Below are 16,819 nucleotides of genomic sequence, written 5' to 3'. Positions count from 1 at the left end.
GTCGTATCATGTCACGATGTGACGCGGTCCGGCGTGATCTTTCGCACGCGGCACGGAGTCGGTTTCTTACCACATCTTGGCCGTTCAAGCTTTCGCGAGGGCATCCACGAGCGCGGCGATGTCGTGTGGGATCGGGCTCTCGAACCGAAGCGTTTCGCCGGTGCGGGGGTGGCTGAAGCCCAGCAGTTCCGCGTGGAGGGCCTGGCGTCCGAGGGCCCCGAGCGCGTCGCGCGCAAGCAAAGACAGCCGTGCCGCCTTGGTGCGGAAGGCGCCGCCATAGACCGGGTCTCCGAGAAGCGGATGGCCGCGATGGGCGAGATGGACCCGGATCTGGTGCGTCCGCCCGGTCTCGAGGCGGCAGCGCACCAGGGAAGCCTCCGGATAAGCCGCGGCGACGGCATAATGCGTCACCGCGTGCCGCCCGGACTCGTCGGAGACCACCGCGATCTTCTCGCGGTTGTGCCGCGAGCGGGCGAGGCTGGCCCGGATCATGCCAACGCGCGGCTGCGGCTCGCCCCAGACCACGGCCGCGTAGGCGCGCTCCAGCGGACCCGTCCGGCCGTGATCGGCGAATTGTGCCGTGAGCCCCTGATGGGCCGCGTCGTTCTTGGCGACGACGATCAGGCCACTCGTGTCCTTGTCGAGCCGGTGAACGATGCCTGGCCGGCGCACGCCGCCGATCCCCGACAGGCTCGCGCCGCAATGGGCGATCAAGGCGTTGACCAAGGTTCCGCTCTCGTGGCCCGGCGCCGGATGGACCACTAGGCCCGCCGGCTTGTCGATCACGATGAGGTCGTCGTCTTCATACGCGATCGCCAGGTCCAGGGCCTCGGCGGCCGGTTCCGCATCCGCCGGCAGCGGAAGCTCCAGGACGATCCGTGCCCCCGCGGCGACCTTCATGGCCGGATCGCACGCAGGGGTCCCATCGCGGCGCACCCGCCCGTCGCGCACCAGATCCTGCAGTCGCGCCCGGGACAGGTCCGGGAACAGCGCTACCAGCGCCCGATCGAGCCGGATACCCCCGTCGACCACGGTCCCAACCCGTTCCACGTCGCTTGCGTCCACAACGATTCCTATCCGCGCCCCATCCGCACCGATCCATGCGAAATCTCGAGAGAAGGCCTTGCTCCCCCGGCAGTGCGTGGCTATAGCACCTGCGCGCCGCCGGAAAGCTCCCATCGTCTAGCGGTCTAGGACGTCGCCCTCTCACGGCGAAAACAGGGGTTCGATTCCCCTTGGGAGCGCCATTTCCGTACATAGCTGGGAACACTCGGCACTGCTTTCGAGCTCGCCTCAAGGATGGCCGTTTCCAGGGCTGCCTTTCCCCAACGATGCGGATGACATCCGCCCCGACCTCGACCCGGTCGACGATCGCCTGAAGCCACGCCTTCCGGAACGGGATCTCTCCCGTCGTCACGGTCTCGCGCATCAGACGGCCGAATCGTTCGATGAGCTCCAGAGTGATTTCCGCCGGCGGACGCGCGTCGACGTTGATCCGGTCGAACGCCGCGTTGGCGCGGTCCCACTCCTGTTTCAGCGCCGCAAGACGGTTCCTCAGGATGTCGTCGAGATCGGTCATCCCTTTCTCGATCATTGGGTACAGGCGCTTCAGCTTCTCCTCCGCCCCGGCGACCTCGCGGCGCAGCGCCGCCACCCGCCCGTCGACCTGGATCGCCTTCTCCGCCCTCACTGACCACAGCGAGGCGAGCGTCGCCCGCAGCCGGTCAGGCTGCAACAGCTCCGCCACGAGGTGGTCGGTGACCAGCGTGTCGAGGGTGTCCATCCGGATCGATCGGCCGGTGCAGCGGATCTTGCCTTGCCGGCCGTGGGTCGAGCAACTGTAGTAGCGGTGGACCTGGCCGGACTTCGACGTGCCGGTACGGAGCGTCATAGGGCCGCTGCAGGTCGCCAGTCCGGTGAGCAGGATCGGGCCCGGTCACGACCCGGGCCGGCCGGCGTGGTGCGTGGGTTGTGCGCCTTCAGCGTCGCCTGCACCGCCTCGAACTCGGACAGGGCGATGATCGCCGGCACAGTGATCGGGATCTGCTCCGCCTTCGGTTTCTCGGTCAGCGTCCGCGAGCAGCGCCGGTTGAGCACCCACTCGCCGACACACACGCGGTTGGTCAGGATACCGTGGACCGTCGCGACCCCGAAGCGGGCCCCGGAGCGAGCGCGGTAGCCGCGCTCATTGAGATGGCAGGTGATCGCCTTGACCCCGAGCGGACCGGAGACGTCGTCGCCATAGCGGTAAAGGCGGAACATCAGTGCGACCGTTTCCGCCTCTACGCTGTCGACCGCCAGACGCTTCTTGATCCTGGCCCCGCGCTTCTCGACCTCGACGACGGTGTAGCCGAGTGGCACCGGAGCGCCGTTGTAGAAGCCCTGACGCGCATTCTCCTTCATCGCCCGCAGCACGTGCTTGGCGTTCTCCTTCGACTGGTACGCGTCGAACAGGGCGATCACCTGCCGCATTATCACCTGGGCGGGATCGTCACCGAGTTCCTGGGTGATCGAGATCAGCCGCACGCCGGCCTTGGCAAGGCGGCGCACGCACGATCCGGCTCTGGATCTTGCGGTAGTCCTCAGGGAACGCCTCGGGGTGGAGGACCGGCGCGCCGAGGACCGTCGCCACGCGCTTGTCGAAGAAGTGCATGTGGCAATCGGTGGCGCTGGGAAAGACCGGCGTGCGAGGGCGCTCGGTCCCGGTCAAGTAGGGGTAGGCCTTGGCAGCGACGACACGCCCCGGCAGCGCCGCCGTGAGGGTCAGGCCCGCGCCGGCCGCGAGCAGCTGGCGCTGGTTGACGCCTGAGGCGTGATGAGTCGGCATGTCTCTCTCCCGATATCTTCGTTCGGTCTCAAACAGATCCTCGGTCTTCGAACCGCCTGCTCGAACGTGATCGCGTGGTCAGGCCCTGGCGAGGGCGGCCGCGATCGCATCCATCGCCTCCCTGTGGTTGGCCGGCTCGACGCCCTGGAGCGTCTCCTTCAGCCCGAGGTCGGCCTTCCAGCGCAGGCGGGCGACGATGGCGCGGGCCATGATCGGGTCGACACCAGCGTCGGCCACCGCCTCGGCCGACATCTCCAGCTCCTCGGCCCGCCGCTTGGCGTGGATCACCCCGGAGGGGATCAGGGCCTCGACCGTGTCCATCCACGGGCGCGCCAGCGTCTTGCAGGCGGAGGCCAGCACGATCTCGTCGACGCCGTAGTGCTGGGCGGCGAGCAGCATCTCGTCGGTCAGGGCCTCGATGCCCTTGATCAGCACCGAGCGCAGGATCTTGATGCCCGAGGCCGTGCCCAGGGTCTCGCCGACGCTGGTGATCTGCATCCCGAACGGCACGAGAAGGTCGCGCACGCGCTCGCCGGCCGGGCCGCTGACCAGGATCGGCATCGCGTAGCCGTTCTTCGGCGTCCCCTCGATCGAGCCGTCGCCGAGGAGGGCGCCGCTCCCGGCCAGACGCGCGGCGACGGCCTGCTTGATCTTCGGAGTCGCCGAGGCGAAGTCGATGAAGGTGTGCCGCTCCGTGAGGCAGCCGACGAACGCGGCGGCGCTGTCGAGGGACGCGGATCCCGGCGTCACGCTGACGATCACATCCGCCGCGTCGGCCAGCTCCTGGTTCGAGCGCATCAGGGTCACGCCCGCGTCCCGGGCCCGGCCCTGGATCAGGTCGGCGAACGGGCCGTCGAAGGCGTATCTATCGTAGGCGGCGATGCTGGTGAGGCCCGCCGCGCGCAGGCCGCGCCCGAGGGTGCTGCCGATCTCGCCGTAGCCGACGAAGCCGAGGCGGAATTGCTGGTGTGCCGACATGGTTTGTTTCCCAAACGACGGAGCAGGTGCGGTGAGGCCGCCCGATCAGGCGGCGATCCGGGTCGATCGACCCGGTGGGTGCAGGCAACCGAGCAGGGCCTGGATCGGGTGGGGCAGGCCGACGCCGTCGATCAGCCTGGTTTGCGACCGGCAGGAATAGCCGTCGGCCAGGAGGTGTCCGGCGCAGCCGACATGGGCCGCCCAGCTCAGGCCGTAGATCCACTCGGAAGTGGCCCGGTGCTCGGCATCGTGGCCGTAGGTGCCGGCCATGCCGCAGCAGCCCGAGGGCAGGATCGTCAGGCGGTGGCCGAGGCTGGCGAACACCACGTGCCAATCGCGCAGGGCCGCCGCCGCGTTCGTCCGCTCGGTGCAATGGGGCAACAGCAGGTAGTCCCTGGCCGGGCCGGCGGTGGGCCGGTCCGCGAGCCGCGCGGCCAGCCATTCCTGGACGATCCGGACCGGCGCCGCCGCCCCGGCCCCGAGGGCGGCGACGTATCCTGCACGGCAGGTGAGCGTCATCGACGGATCGAGCCCGACGAGGCCGATGCCGCTCGCGGAAAGCTCCTTGAGCATCCGGGCTTTGCGGCCGGCCTGCCGGGCGAAGGCGCGCAGGAAGCCGTGGACGTGCAGCGGCTTGCCGTTCGGGAGGAACGGCGCCAGCCAGCGCCTGAAGCCGAGATCCGTCAGCAGGCCGAGGAGGGCGAGCACCAGCGGCGTCTCGTAATGCGTCGTGAAGGCGTCCTGCACGAGGACGAGGCTGCGGGCACACTCCGGTGCCGGCCATGCCGACACGACCGCCAGCTCCTCCGCGCCGAGGGGCCGGGAGGTCCAGACCTGCCCGTTGGTTAGGACGCAAGTCAGCGCGCGGACGTGGTCGCGGGTCTTGCCGTAGAGGCACGAGCCCTGGCCGCAGGCGTCGGTGGAGACCATGCCGCCGATGGTCGCCCGGTTCGAGGTCGAGAGTTCGGGCGCGAAGAACAGGCTGTGCGGGGCCAGCGCCCGATTCAGCTGGTCCTTCACCACGCCGGCCTCGACACGCACGGTCTTGGCCGCGACGTAGATCTCGAGGATGCGGTTCATGTGCCGCGAGGTGACGACCATCAGGCCGCCGCTCAGCGATTGCCCGTTGGTCCCGGTGCCGCCGCCGCGCGGGGCGATCCGCATTTCCGAGAAGCGCGGGTCGGCCAGCAGCGTGCCGATCCGGACGAGGTCGTCCCGGTCCCGGGGGAACGCCACCGCCTCGGGCCTGAGCTGATAGATCGAGTTGTCGGTGACCAGAACCGTGCGGTCCGCGATCCCGCCCGTTAGCTCGCCCGCGACCCCCCGGACCCGGAGTTTGGCCAGGAACGATGCGTAGAGCGGCGCGGAGGCGGCCAGATCGGTGAGGGCGGGGATCATGACACGTCGTTCGCTCGGGAGGGGGCCGCCGCCGGAGCGACCGCCCGGCGCGCTAACGGATCGCCGGCGTGCCGGCGGTCTCGACCGGCTCGACCACCAGCAGCATCACGGCGAGCGCCAGCAGCGACGAAGCGCCAAGGAACAGGAACACCGCGTCCCAGCTATAGGCGTCGAGGAGGAGTCCGGTGACGAACGGGAACAGCGCGCCGCCGGCTTGGCCCCCGGTGTTCACCACCGACACGGCCAGGGGATAGGCGTCCTTCGTCGTCAGCCCCGCCGGGTAGACGGTGAAGGACGAGTACCCGACGTTCAGCAGGAAGCCGGTGAGGAACAGCAGGATCGCCAGCGTCACCGGCTCGTTCGGCGCGTGGATCAGCGCGTACATCATGAACACGGTCGAGACCGTGCTGACCAGGATGGTCGGCTTGCGCCGCTTGCCGACGATCCGGTCGGAGAACAGCCCGCCCATGATGTTGCCGAGCACGCCCCCCACGAACGGGGCCGAGGTCACGAACCCGACATTCATCAGCGAGAAGTTCTTGACGCTGGTCAGGTAGGTCGGCAGCCAAGCGAGAATTACGTTGATGATGCCGGTCATCATCAGATAGCCGATGGCGAGCCCCCAGATGTTGCCGGAGCGGAAGGTTTCCCGCGCGGTGGCGATGGGCCGGACCGGCCGCCCCCGGATCACCCGGTCGAGGCGCGCAAAGCGCGGCTTGGCGGGCGCCGTCGGGATCGGGAGCGGCGCGGAACCGCTCGGCCGGCTCGCCGGCTGGCTACCGATATGGGCGGCCTCGGCCGGGGACACGAAGCGGCTGCGGGCCGGCTCGTCCACCACGAGGAAGTACCAGAGCACGGCGAAGACCAGCCCAGGCAGCGCACAGATGAAGAAGACGTATTCCCACCCGAGGGTCGCGATGATCAGCGCGCCGAGCGGCGGCACGATCACCGGGCCGAACTTGGCGGCCGCGAGGAACAGGCCGACCGCGGTGCCCTTTTCCTGGGCGGGGAACCAGCGGTTCATGGTCGAGAGCATCGTCACCGGCAGCGGCGCCTCGGCGAGGCCGAGGGCCAGCCGGTTGAGCTTCATCGCCAGCGCAGAGCCGGTGGTGCCGAGCAGCCCGGTAAACAGTGAGGTCAGGAGCATGAAGATTGGGAAGACGATCCGCGTGCCGAGCCGCTTCACCATCAGGCCCGCCGGGATCTGCATCACCGCGTAGCCCACGAAGAACAGGCTAACGACCGCCCCGGCCTCGGTGTTGGTCATCGCGAATTCCTTCTTCACGAAGGGGAGCACGATGCCGATGTTGGCCCGGTCGGCGGCGGCCAGCGTGTAGACGATGAAGATGAGACCCATGACGACCCAGCGGTATCGGGTCATCCGCTCGGTCACGGGGACCGCCCCCGCTGTGGCTGCGCCTCTGGCCATGACTGTTTCCTCCGATGGCACGCCATGCATCGTCAGAGCACTGTTTGCGTGCTCTCGACCCTTCAGTCGGGATCGTTCATTCGATATGGGCGATCGATTTTTGGCTTGATGTAAAGATTGTTTTATTTTCCGATATTGCCGGCAGATCCCAATGCATGCTTGAGATGACGATCGTTTATAAGTATCGGCCCTGAGGGCGGGAAGCTAAGGATGCATTCCCGCACGCGGAGCTATTTGGCGTAAGCTCCTTTGTACGAACCGTCGCGGACGCTCAGAAGGATTGCCTCCTCCTTTGCCTCCTGCGCTCTGATGGCTCGGATGAGATCATCGGCCACGTCAGGTGAGAACGCCACGACGCCGTCCTCGTCACCCACCACGATATCCCCCGGCTGGACGACCATGCCGCCGATCGAGACCGGCTTGCCCATTTGACCAGGTCCGTTCTTGTAGGGACCGCGATGAATCGTTGCCCGTGCGAAGACCGGAAATTCTGAGCGGGCCAGTACCGCCGTGTCCCGTATCGCGCCATCGATGACGATCCCGGCCGCGCCCCGGCTTCGTGCGATCTCGGCGATGATCTCACCGACGAGAGCTCTTGTCGTATCGCCGCCCCCGTCGATCACCAGGACTTCACCGGGGCTAAAGGCATCCAGGGCTCGATGGATCACTTGGTTGTCGCCGGCGGCGGTTCTGATGGTGAAGGCCGGCCCAGCCATGATCCCCCCGTTGTGGAATGGGCGCAGTCCGAGCGCACCGGGGAGGCGATCCAGGTTGTCGCTGATGACAGCTGTGGCCACGCCCGCAAACATCTGCGCCGGACTTGCCGCTGCGCGCTCTCGATCCGCCATGCCATCCTCCCTAAATTGCCATCAAAATACAATTAAAGTACATTGTGTCAATCTATGCCGGTCATCGCCGGCATATTTCGGGAAAGAGATACAAAAATTGTACATTCAAGTAGGTCGCCTTGCCTGCGTCCCGGATCGTTCGCTAGGGTCGGCCACACAAGCGAAGGGTTGATCGGCCATGGCGGAGGGACAGGACCGCGCGTACGATGTGCTCCGGCTGAGAGTCGTCAGCGGCCACTACGCGCCGGGTTTCCATCTCCGCGAGGAGCCGCTGGCACGCGAGTTCGGGCTGAGCCGTACGCCGATCCGGGCGGCCCTGCGCCGGCTGGTCGACGACGGACTGGCGACGGCGGATGCCGGGCAAGGCATCCATGTCGCGGAATGGAGCGATGCCGACGTCGAGGAGACATTTCGTCTGCGGATCCTGCTTGAGGCCCACGCCGCCGAACTGGCGGTGGCTCGGGGCGGCGGCGCACTGGTCGAGCAGCTGGAGGAGAGCAATCGCAGCATGGCGGCGGCCATCGCCAAGGGCGGAGACGCAGCCATCACCGAAATCCAGGCCATCAACCGCGACTTCCACCGGACCCTGCTGGCCTTCTCGGGCTCGCCCCGGCTGCGCGCGATCCTGGAGCCGATGATCGACATGCCCGTCGTGATCCGGTCCTTCTACCTCTACACGCCGGCGGAGCTCCTTCAGAGCCTCCACCACCACCAGGACATCGTTATCGCGGCCCGCCTGGGGGACGCGGGGCTGGGGCGGCAGGCGATGCAGCTTCACCTCGCCATGTCGCAGGCCCGCGTCCAGATGCATCGGGCGGCGTGGCGACAACCCGCGAGAGAGAAAGGCGGGTCTGGACACACCGAACCGCGCTCCGGACCCGCAGGCCGGCGACCATTGGCGACGATCAACGCGACATAACTGGTCGTCGCGTCGATGACGGCGTGTCGGCGGCGGCCAGGCGGCCTCACCGGCACGTCGCCGGCGACATCGACGATGGCCGGGAGAGCCTCAGCTGACGTGTGCTTCGGCGAAGCCCACGACGGACACCCGATGAATTCGATGGGCGCGAAGCAATCAACTGCTCCCACTCACGCCATGGTCCGCTTCCCCTGCCAGACGTTCCGAAAGCAGACAGTCAGAAATCCTGAAGAGTTTCGGCCGCCGCGAGGCGTACGAGAGTCGTGGATGAACGAACCCGCGGGCTGGCGGGATCTGGTCTATGGGGATTCGGGCTGAGCGTGGTCCCCAGTGGGGGAGCGATGGCGGCCCGACTTCGCCGTTTGCGTGCGTGGAGGCTCCCGGACTGCCGGGTTTCCAGGGCTTGGCGCGGCGAACCAGGGGTCGACGACCGCGTTTGTGAGGCTCATCCTGGCGGTCGGCACACGATGAGGCGTGCCCCGGAGTGCAGCTCCGTGGGTCTTTGGTGACGTCAGGCCATGCCGGGTCATGGCGTCCACGCCCGGTTCGACGTGGGGCGGAAGGGCGGCCCACGGGGCCGATGCCAGCCCGCGAAGGAGCCGAGGATCGTCATCGGACCGCCGCAGCAGGGGCAAGGCGGCCGGGCCTGGCCGGGGCCGTCCGGCGGATCGGGCGCGTCGGCGGTGGGCCGAGGCGGGGCCGGGACGCCGAGGATCGTGCGGATGTGGGCCAGGCCTGCCGTCCGGTTCGAGCCTGTGAGGAGGCCGTAGTGCCGGATGCGATGGAAGCCGCGCGGCAGGACATGAAGCAGGAAGCGCCGGATGAACTCGCTGGCCGACAGGGTCATGATCCGCGGCCGTCCGGCTTCGTCGCGCCGGTAATCCTTGACGCGGAAGCTGACGCGCACCCCGTCGAAGGCGAGGATGCGTCGGCTGGAGATGGCGATGCGGTGGGTGTAGCGCGCCAGATAGGCGAGCACCGCCTTCGGTCCGGCAAGCGGCGGCTTGGCGTAGACCACCCAGCGCTTCCGCCGCACCGGGGCGAGCGCGCGCGAAGGCCCTGGGATCCGAGAGCGGGGCCAGGGTGCCGAAGAAGGCGAGCGTTCCGGCCCCGTGGAGGGCGGCGAGCCCGTCGAGGAACAGGCGGCGGAACAGCAGGCCCAGCACCCGCACCGGCAGGAGGAAGCCGGGGCGCGCGGCGATCCAGCGGGTCCCGTCCGGTAAGAGGCTGCCGCCGGGCACGATCATGTGGACATGGGGGTGATGGGTCATGGCCGAGCCCCAGGTATGGAGCACGGCGGTGAGGCCGATACGGGCGTCGAGGTGCTTCGGGTCGGCGGCGATCCGCATCATGGTGGTGCTCGCCGCCCGGAACAGCAGGTCGTAGACGGCGGCCTTGTTCTGGAAGGCGATGGCGGCGATCTCGGCCGGCAGGGTGAAGACGACGTGGAAGTAGCCGACCGGCAGGAGGTCGGCCTCGCGCGCGGCGGGCCAGTCGCGGGCGGCCGCGCCCTGGCAGCGGGGGCAGTGCCGGTTGCGGCAGGAATTGTAGGCGACGCGCAGGTGGCCGCAGGCGTCGCAGCCCTCGACATGGCCGCCGAGGCTGGCCGTGCAGCATCGCTCGATCGCCGCCATCACCTTCAAGGTGTCCAGGCTCAGATGGCCGGCCTGATCGGCGCGGTAGGTCGGACCGGCGGCGCGGAAGACGTCGGCCAGCTCGATCGCGGCGGCCGTCATGGTGGAGCTCGTCTCAGCCTGGCGCGGGTCCCTGTCTATGGAACAGAGTGAGCCTGTCGAGCGGGCTGGTCACGGCCCGCACCGTCCGGGTGGCGACCTTGGCGGAGAGGGCGGTGGTGTCGAGCCGGCTGTGCCTAAGCAGGACCTGGATGACGCGAATGTCGACGCCGTCCTCCAGGAGATGGGTGGCGAAGGAGTGGCGCAGGGTATGGGGACCGACGCGCATGGGGATCCCGGCCGCGCGCGCCACCTCGACGACGATGCGGTGAAGCTGGCGCGTGCTGATCGGCCGTATGCAGTCCTGCCCGGGGAACAGCCAGCCTGGCGCTGCAGGATAACCCTGCCGGTGTCCCTCGACCCACCAGCGCCGCAGCAGATCCAGGCGATCGGCCGACAGCATGGCGTTGCGGTCACGGCCGCCCTTGCCGCGCTCGATCCGCAGGTGCATGCGGGTCGAGTCGATATCGTCGAACCTGAGCGCGGCGACTTCGGCCACGCGCAGGCCCGCGCCGTAGGCGACCGACAGTGCGGCGAGATGCTTCAGGCAGACCGTGGCATCGAGCAGGCGCCCGACCTCGTCGGCGCTCAGGACGTCGGGCAGGGTGCGGAAATGGTTGAGGCGGACCAGCCTGCGGGCGAGATCGGGTCGGTCGCGCGTGTGGACGACGAAGAAGCGCAGGGCGGAGACGATGGCGTTCATCGTCGGCACGCCGAGGCCGACCTCCTGCTGGGCGATCTGGAAGCGGCGCAGATCGTCGCCGGTCGCGGTATCGGGTGATCGCCGCAGGAAGGTGGCCAGCCGCCCGATGTCGCGGATGTAGTTGCGCTGCGTCGCCCGGGAGAACCAGGGCAGGCTCATGTCGTCGATCAGGCGCTGGCGCAGCGAACCGCCGGCAGCGGCGGGAACGGCATGGACGGTCATGGGATGGCTCCGCTCGAAGGGAGCCGGGATCGTCCGCGCGGGCCTGGCGACGCTCGATCGGCGCCGGGCGCTCGGGTCAATCCGAAAACCTCGGAGCTGCCACCCCTCCCGCGCGAGCGGGTTCGTTCATCCACCCAACCCAATCGTGGATCTCTGCTGCGTCGACAGTCGGGAAGCGGACCCTCCCGGGACGCACATTGGCTGGCAGACGACCGCGGAACGTCACCGTGCGACTGGTTCCGTAGCGTGCCATTATGCGAATGGGCCGCCCCAGCCGTCACGGTGAATGTCCGCTATGGAGGAGCGTCCGGGGCTCCATGGATGAACGGGATGGGGGCAAAGCCACATGTTAGGTTTCGAGTGTTTGGCTGAGGCTTGGTCAAGTCGTACAATGCTGCAAGGTTTTATCTGATGAAATCTCTTCAAAAACCATCTTCCGATTTCAACGATGTAGTTGTTCGCAGTTTCATTCCCCTTGGTGCGCCACTGGCGCGTTCTCAGCGAGCTTTGTCAAAGACTTAGCAGAAATGGGACCCAAGCCCGCATCCGCGGTGGGACCACGCTGCCTCTTGGCATGGCGCTCCCAGGCGCTGTCAGCGAGGCCTGCGCGCTGGGTTTCCCGGGTAGACCGCTCGACCTCCTCAAGCGTCTGGTGGCCGGTCACGGTCATGAGTTCGTGTGGCGTGCAGCCCCGTTCGGCCAGCCGCGCCGCGGTCGCTTTGCGCCGGCGATGAGCCGAGCAATGCGGCAGAGCATGCTTATCGCCGCAATCGGGGTGGATCCGAGCAAGTCTTTGACCCTGACCCATCAGACGGGTCCGCGCTGAGCGCGAGTTTTTTGGGCATCCTGAACCCTGAAAGAAGGTGGATGCTACAGATCCTCCGGCTCAAGCAACTTGAGGACTGGAACAGCAAGCTCAAGCAGCTGGTCGCGAACCTGACGCTGGACCGCTCGATGCTGCAAGATCTGCTCAAGGATCAGTGGTGAGGGCCGCCGCTCGCTGCGAGGTCGCCGGTCACCTGCAGGTGGCCCATGACGTCAGCGAGCTTCGGGCCTGCTGCTGCGGTGAGAAGGCTGGGAGGTGAATCACAAGCGCACCGACCGGATCTACCGCGACGAGGGGTCGTCGATCCGGTCCAAGCTGCCCAACCGCAGGCTGGCCTGGTGCTATCGACAGGGGCGACCGGCCAACGGTGGACCCAACGAGGTCCGAACCATGGACATCATGTCCGACCGCATCATCGAAGGACGTCCGTTCCGGATCCTGACAGTCGTCGACGGCAACACGCGTGAGGCGTTCAAGCTCCTCAGCCCCACGCCCGATCATAGCTCCGTTCGGCCATTGACGACCCAGTTCACGCGCAATAGATGATGAACATCATTTTTATTCCTGATGGGTTGCAGTGGGGAGCTCGGCGATGGACGCGCGATGGATGCTCGGGCTTTCCGCATTGGCCCTCGCGGGATGTTCGCCGGCAGAGACGGCAGTTCCTACGGAGCCGCCGCTGGTCCAGATCGTCGAGGTCGCCCCGGGAACGGCTGGGATCACGCGCTACACCGGCGTCGTCCGTGCCAGAACGGAGAGCAACCTCGGCTTCCGCGTCGGCGGCAAGATCTTCGAGCGCCTCGTCGACCCGGGTGACCACGTCCGGCTCGGGCAGCCGTTGATGCGCCTCGACCGAACCGACTTCACACTGGCACTCAACGCGGCGCGCGCCTCCGTCGAGGCGGCCCGGGCGCAGATGATCAAGGCCAAGGCCGACGAGGAGCGCAGCCGCAAGCTCGTCGGGGACGGCTGGACCTCGAAACAGACCTACGACCAGAACAAGGCCGCCGCGGACGCAGCCATCGCCCAGTTCGCCAACGTGGAGGCCCAGGCGAGCCAAGTCTCCAACCAGGCGGGCTATTCGGAGCTCCAGGCCGATGCCGACGGCGTCGTGATGGAGGTTCCGACCGAGCCGGGACAGGTGGTCGCCGCCGGCCAGACCGTGGTCAAGCTGGCGCGTGACGGGGCTCGCGAGGCGGAGGTCTTCCTGCCGGAGGCGAGCCGACGTCTGGCGCGGGGCTCCGCCTCGGCGACCCTCTACGCAGAGGGCGAGACGACCTATCCGGCACGGTTGCGCGAATTGTCCGCCACCGCCGATCCCGCCACGCGGACGTACCGAGCACGCTACATCCTCTCGGCCGGCGGCGAGGATGCGCCGCTCGGAGCGACCGTGACGCTGCGGCTCAGGCCGGCAGATGCTGGGCGCATCGCGGCGGTCGACGTGCCGCTCGGGGCCCTGTTCGATGTCGGGCACGGCTCGGAGGTCTGGAAGTTCGACACCGAGACCAGGACCGTCACGGCCCAGCCGGTCGCCGTCGCCCGCCTGTCCGAGGAAGGTGCCGAGGTCGTGGCCGGGCTCAGCCCGGGCGACCGCATCGTGTCGCTCGGCGCCCATCTCCTCAAGGCCGGCCAGACGGTGCGCCAGGCCCCCCCGAGCCTGACGGGAGTCGCGCGATGACCGGCTTCAACCTCTCCGCCCTGGCGGTCCGGGAGCGGGCCGTCACACTGTTCCTGATCATCGCGGTAACGGCCGCCGGCTTCTTCGCCTTTCAGAAACTCGGCCGTGCCGAAGATCCGGCTTTTACCGTGAAGACGATGGCCGTCTCCGCCGCGTGGCCCGGCGCCACGACCTCGGAGATCCAGCGGCAGGTCGCCGACCCGCTGGAGAAGCGCCTGCAGGAACTCGTCTACTACGACCGCGTCGAGACGACGGTCCGGCCCGGCCTCATGCTGATGAAGGTTCACTTCAAGGACAGCATGCCGCCGGCCAAACTACAGTCGGAGTTCTACCAGGCACGCAAGAAGTTGTCCGACCAAGCCTCCACATTGCCGCGCGGGGTGATGGGACCGCTGTTCAACGACGAGTTCTCGGACGTCTATTTCGCGCTCTATGCACTCCAGGCCCGCGGCCTGCCACAACGGCATCTCGTTCTGCGGGCCGAGGACTTGCGCCAGCGCCTGCTGCGTGTCCCTGGCATCGAGAAGATCAACATCCTCGGCGAGCAGGCGCAGAAGATCTTCGTCGAGATCTCCTACCAGCGTCTCGCCACCCTCGGCATCACCGGTCAGCAACTGCTGTCCGCCCTGGCGAACCAGAACGACGTGACGCCGGCCGGTTTCGTCGAGACCGCCGGCCCCCGGGTCTACCTGCGCCTCGACGGTGCCATCGATGGCCTGGACGCGATCCGGAACCTGCCGGTGGCGGTCGGCGACCGCAGCCTCAAGCTCGGCGACATCGCCGAGGTCAAGCGCGGCTATGAGGATCCGAAGGTCTTCGCGATCCGCAATGACGGCGAGCCGGCGCTGATGCTCGGCCTCGTGATGAAGCCCGGCTTCAACGGCCTGGCGCTCGGCGAGGCCTTGAACGCCGAGGAGGTGGCGATCCACCACGAACTGCCGACGGGCATCGAGTTCACGAAGATCACCGATCAGGCCAAGGTGATCGGCGACGCCATCCACGAGTTCATGGTCAAGTTCTTCACGGCGCTGTCCGTGGTGATCGTGGTCAGCCTCGTCGCCCTCGGGTTCAGGGTCGGCATCGTCGTGGCGCTCGCGGTCCCGATCACCCTCGCGGCCGTGTTCGTAGTGATGATGGTCACCGGCCGCGACTTCGACCGCATCACCCTCGGGGCCCTGATCATCTCCCTCGGCCTTCTCGTGGACGACGCCATCATCGCCATCGAGATGATGGTGGTGCGCATGGAGGAAGGGGCAGACCGCATCGAGGCGGCCACCCATGCCTGGAGTGCCACCGCCGCGCCGATGCTCACCGGCACGCTCGTCACCATCGCGGGATTCCTGCCCGTGGGCTTCGCCGCTTCGACGGCGGGCGAATACGCCGGCAACATCTTCTGGGTGGTCGGCTTCTCGTTGATCATCTCCTGGATCGTGGCCGTGACCTTCACGCCCTATCTGGGCGTCAAGCTGCTTCCGAACATCAAGCGCGTCGCGGGCGGCCACGAGGCGATCTACGCGACGAAGAACTACCAGCGCCTGCGCCGGGTCGTTCGGGCCTCTGTCGATCACAAGTGGACGGCGGCGGGCATCACCGTGGTGCTGTTCGCGCTCGCAGTGGTCGGGATGGGCAAGGTCGAGAAGCAGTTCTTCCCGAACTCGGAGCGCCCGGAACTCATCGTCGAGGTGACCCTGCCCACAGGTTCGGCCTTCGCGAATACGGAGGCCAGCGTCCGGAAGGTCGAGGCGGCCATCCGCGAGCTGCCCGAGGCGCGCGAGATCACGAGCTACATCGGACAGGGGATGCCGCGCTTCGTACTCTCGTTCGATCCCGAGTTGCCCGATCCCGCCTTCGCGCAGATCGTCGTCCAGACCCCCGATGCGGCCGCGCGCGACGCGCTCCGGCTCAAGGTCCGCAAGCTCGTGAATGACGGGCTCTTTCCCGAAGCGCGTGTGCGAGTCCTGCAGATCGTGTTCGGGCCGCCGATCCGCTTCCCCGTTGCGTTCCGGGTGGTCGGGCCGGACGCCGACGTGATCCGCGGTATCGCCGCCGAGGTCGCCGCGGCGATGGCCTCCAATCCGAACATGCGCCTCGTGCATCTGGACTGGGGCGACAAGACACCGAGCCTGCACCTCGTCCTCGATCAGGAGCGCCTGCGGCTGATCGGCCTGACCCCGAAGGAAGCCGGGCAACAGCTGCAGAGCTACCTCAACGGCACGCCTGCGACGCAGGTGCGCGAGAACCTGCGCTCGGTCGATGTCCTGCTGCGCAGCCCCGGCCCGGAGCGGCGCTCGCTCGGCGACATCGGCGACCTGACGCTCGCCACCCATGACGGCCGCCAAGTGCCGCTCTCCCAGGTTGCCCACCTGGAGAGTCGCAACGAGGACGCGGTGCTCAAGCGTTACAACCGTGAGACCTACATTCGCGTGCAGGGCGACGTGCTCGACGGCAGGCAGCCGCCTGACATCCACGCGCAGGTCGTCCCCCTGCTCGACCCGATCAAGGCCAAGCTGCCGCCGGGATACCGCATCGACACGGCCGGCGCCGTCGAGGAGAGCGCCAAGGCCATGAACGCTTTGGTGGCGGTGTTCCCGATCATGCTGATCGTGACGCTGACGGTCATCATGATCCAGGTTCGCTCATTCTCGACCATGTTCATGGTGTTCGCCACGGCGCCTCTGGGCCTCGTCGGGGCGGCGCCGACGCTGCTGTTGTTTCACCAGCCGTTCGGCTTCAACGCGATCCTCGGGCTGATCGCGCTGTCCGGCATCCTGATGCGCAACACCCTGATCCTGGTAGACCAGATCCACCACGACCGCGCCTCGGGCCTGTCCGACTACGATGCCATCGTCGAGTCGACGGTTCGGCGGGCGCGCCCCGTCATCCTCACGGCTGCCGCCGCGATGCTGGCCTTCATCCCGCTGACCCACTCGGTGTTCTGGGGGGCCCTGGCCTACGTCCTGATCGGCGGCGTCGGGGTCGGGACCCTGTTGACCCTGCTGTTCCTGCCCGCGCTCTACGCCCTTTGGTTCCGGGTGGCACGGGCGCCGAGGGCTGCCGACGTCGCATCGGGTGCCGGCAAGATGCCGCTCCCGGTCAAGTCTTGACGCCGCGTAAGTGGTTCGTGTCCCGCCCGAGGGACATCCAAGGATCGCGCGCCGGGTTGACCGGGCGCGCGGTACGACGACCGGCCTGCGCTCCAGCCCCCGTGCGCAGGCCGGTCGCCTGTCGTCTCCCGATGCTCTCGCGGGACTGCCGGAG

General features: G+C 67.8%; 10 protein-coding genes, 1 tRNA gene and 5 pseudogenes. 6 read left to right on the top strand and 10 right to left on the bottom strand.

What is annotated here, in order from left to right; translation table 11 throughout:
* Window positions 1-84 precede the first annotated feature (84 nt).
* Window positions 85-1,065: an RluA family pseudouridine synthase gene (locus MKL11_RS18000; RefSeq protein WP_243945774.1), complete on the bottom strand. Its 981-nt coding sequence runs from the start codon at window positions 1,063-1,065 to the stop codon at window positions 85-87.
* 106 nt (window positions 1,066-1,171) lie between these two features.
* On the opposite strand from MKL11_RS18000, the gene MKL11_RS17995 reads away from it, so the two are divergent.
* Window positions 1,172-1,247 (top strand) — tRNA-Glu (locus MKL11_RS17995).
* 560 nt (window positions 1,248-1,807) lie between these two features.
* Here the strand turns inward: MKL11_RS17995 and MKL11_RS17990 are convergent.
* The 7 genes and pseudogenes from MKL11_RS17990 to MKL11_RS17960 form a co-directional block, all read right to left on the bottom strand.
* Window positions 1,808-1,891, bottom strand: a pseudogene (locus MKL11_RS17990) (hypothetical protein); the annotation flags it as partial.
* Window positions 1,888-2,550: a recombinase family protein gene (locus MKL11_RS33420; protein ID WP_243945772.1), complete on the bottom strand. Its 663-nt coding sequence runs from the start codon at window positions 2,548-2,550 to the stop codon at window positions 1,888-1,890. The pseudogene MKL11_RS17990 and the gene MKL11_RS33420, both read right to left, overlap by 4 nt.
* On the bottom strand, window positions 2,492-2,827 hold the full coding sequence (locus MKL11_RS17980; RefSeq protein WP_243945770.1) for a hypothetical protein: 336 nt from the start codon (window positions 2,825-2,827) through the stop codon (window positions 2,492-2,494). The genes MKL11_RS33420 and MKL11_RS17980 overlap by 59 nt, the downstream gene beginning before the upstream one ends.
* Window positions 2,828-2,905: 78 nt before the next feature.
* On the bottom strand, window positions 2,906-3,805 hold the full coding sequence (locus tag MKL11_RS17975; RefSeq protein ID WP_243945768.1) for an NAD(P)-dependent oxidoreductase: 900 nt from the start codon (window positions 3,803-3,805) through the stop codon (window positions 2,906-2,908).
* Between the two features lie 783 nt (window positions 3,806-4,588).
* Window positions 4,589-5,203 (bottom strand): annotated as a pseudogene (locus tag MKL11_RS33595) (FAD-binding oxidoreductase); the annotation flags it as partial.
* A 52-nt stretch (window positions 5,204-5,255) separates the two neighbouring features.
* Complete coding sequence (locus MKL11_RS17965) at window positions 5,256-6,632, bottom strand: MFS transporter (protein WP_243945765.1); 1,377 nt, start codon at window positions 6,630-6,632, stop codon at window positions 5,256-5,258.
* 230 nt (window positions 6,633-6,862) lie between these two features.
* Entirely contained in the window at window positions 6,863-7,480 is a 618-nt protein-coding gene (locus MKL11_RS17960; RefSeq protein ID WP_243945763.1) for an RraA family protein, read from the bottom strand.
* Between the two features lie 178 nt (window positions 7,481-7,658).
* On the opposite strand from MKL11_RS17960, the gene MKL11_RS17955 reads away from it, so the two are divergent.
* Window positions 7,659-8,399 (top strand): GntR family transcriptional regulator, encoded by a 741-nt coding sequence (locus tag MKL11_RS17955; protein WP_243945759.1) that lies wholly within the window; start codon window positions 7,659-7,661, stop codon window positions 8,397-8,399.
* 526 nt (window positions 8,400-8,925) lie between these two features.
* Here the strand turns inward: MKL11_RS17955 and MKL11_RS17950 are convergent.
* Together MKL11_RS17950 and MKL11_RS17945 are read right to left on the bottom strand one after the other, a co-directional pair.
* Window positions 8,926-10,135 (bottom strand): annotated as a pseudogene (locus MKL11_RS17950) (IS91 family transposase).
* 13 nt (window positions 10,136-10,148) lie between these two features.
* Entirely contained in the window at window positions 10,149-11,057 is a 909-nt protein-coding gene (locus MKL11_RS17945; protein WP_243945758.1) for a tyrosine-type recombinase/integrase, read from the bottom strand.
* Window positions 11,058-11,930: 873 nt separating this feature from the next.
* On the opposite strand from MKL11_RS17945, the pseudogene MKL11_RS33590 reads away from it, so the two are divergent.
* The 4 genes and pseudogenes from MKL11_RS33590 to MKL11_RS17930 all read left to right on the top strand — a co-directional run.
* Window positions 11,931-12,115 (top strand): annotated as a pseudogene (locus MKL11_RS33590) (IS3 family transposase); the annotation flags it as partial.
* A gap of 11 nt (window positions 12,116-12,126) precedes the next feature.
* Window positions 12,127-12,363 (top strand): annotated as a pseudogene (locus tag MKL11_RS33585) (IS3 family transposase); the annotation flags it as partial.
* Between the two features lie 112 nt (window positions 12,364-12,475).
* Window positions 12,476-13,561: an efflux RND transporter periplasmic adaptor subunit gene (locus MKL11_RS17935; RefSeq protein ID WP_243945757.1), complete on the top strand. Its 1,086-nt coding sequence runs from the start codon at window positions 12,476-12,478 to the stop codon at window positions 13,559-13,561.
* On the top strand, window positions 13,558-16,665 hold the full coding sequence (locus MKL11_RS17930) for an efflux RND transporter permease subunit (RefSeq protein WP_243945754.1): 3,108 nt from the start codon (window positions 13,558-13,560) through the stop codon (window positions 16,663-16,665). The genes MKL11_RS17935 and MKL11_RS17930 overlap by 4 nt, the downstream gene beginning before the upstream one ends.
* Window positions 16,666-16,819 lie beyond the last annotated feature (154 nt).

The organism is Methylobacterium sp. J-077 (genome assembly GCF_022829365.1).
Taxonomy (GTDB): domain Bacteria; phylum Pseudomonadota; class Alphaproteobacteria; order Rhizobiales; family Beijerinckiaceae; genus Methylobacterium.
Note: the sequence above shows the minus strand (reverse complement) of the source record. Positions and strands in the feature narration are given on the sequence as shown.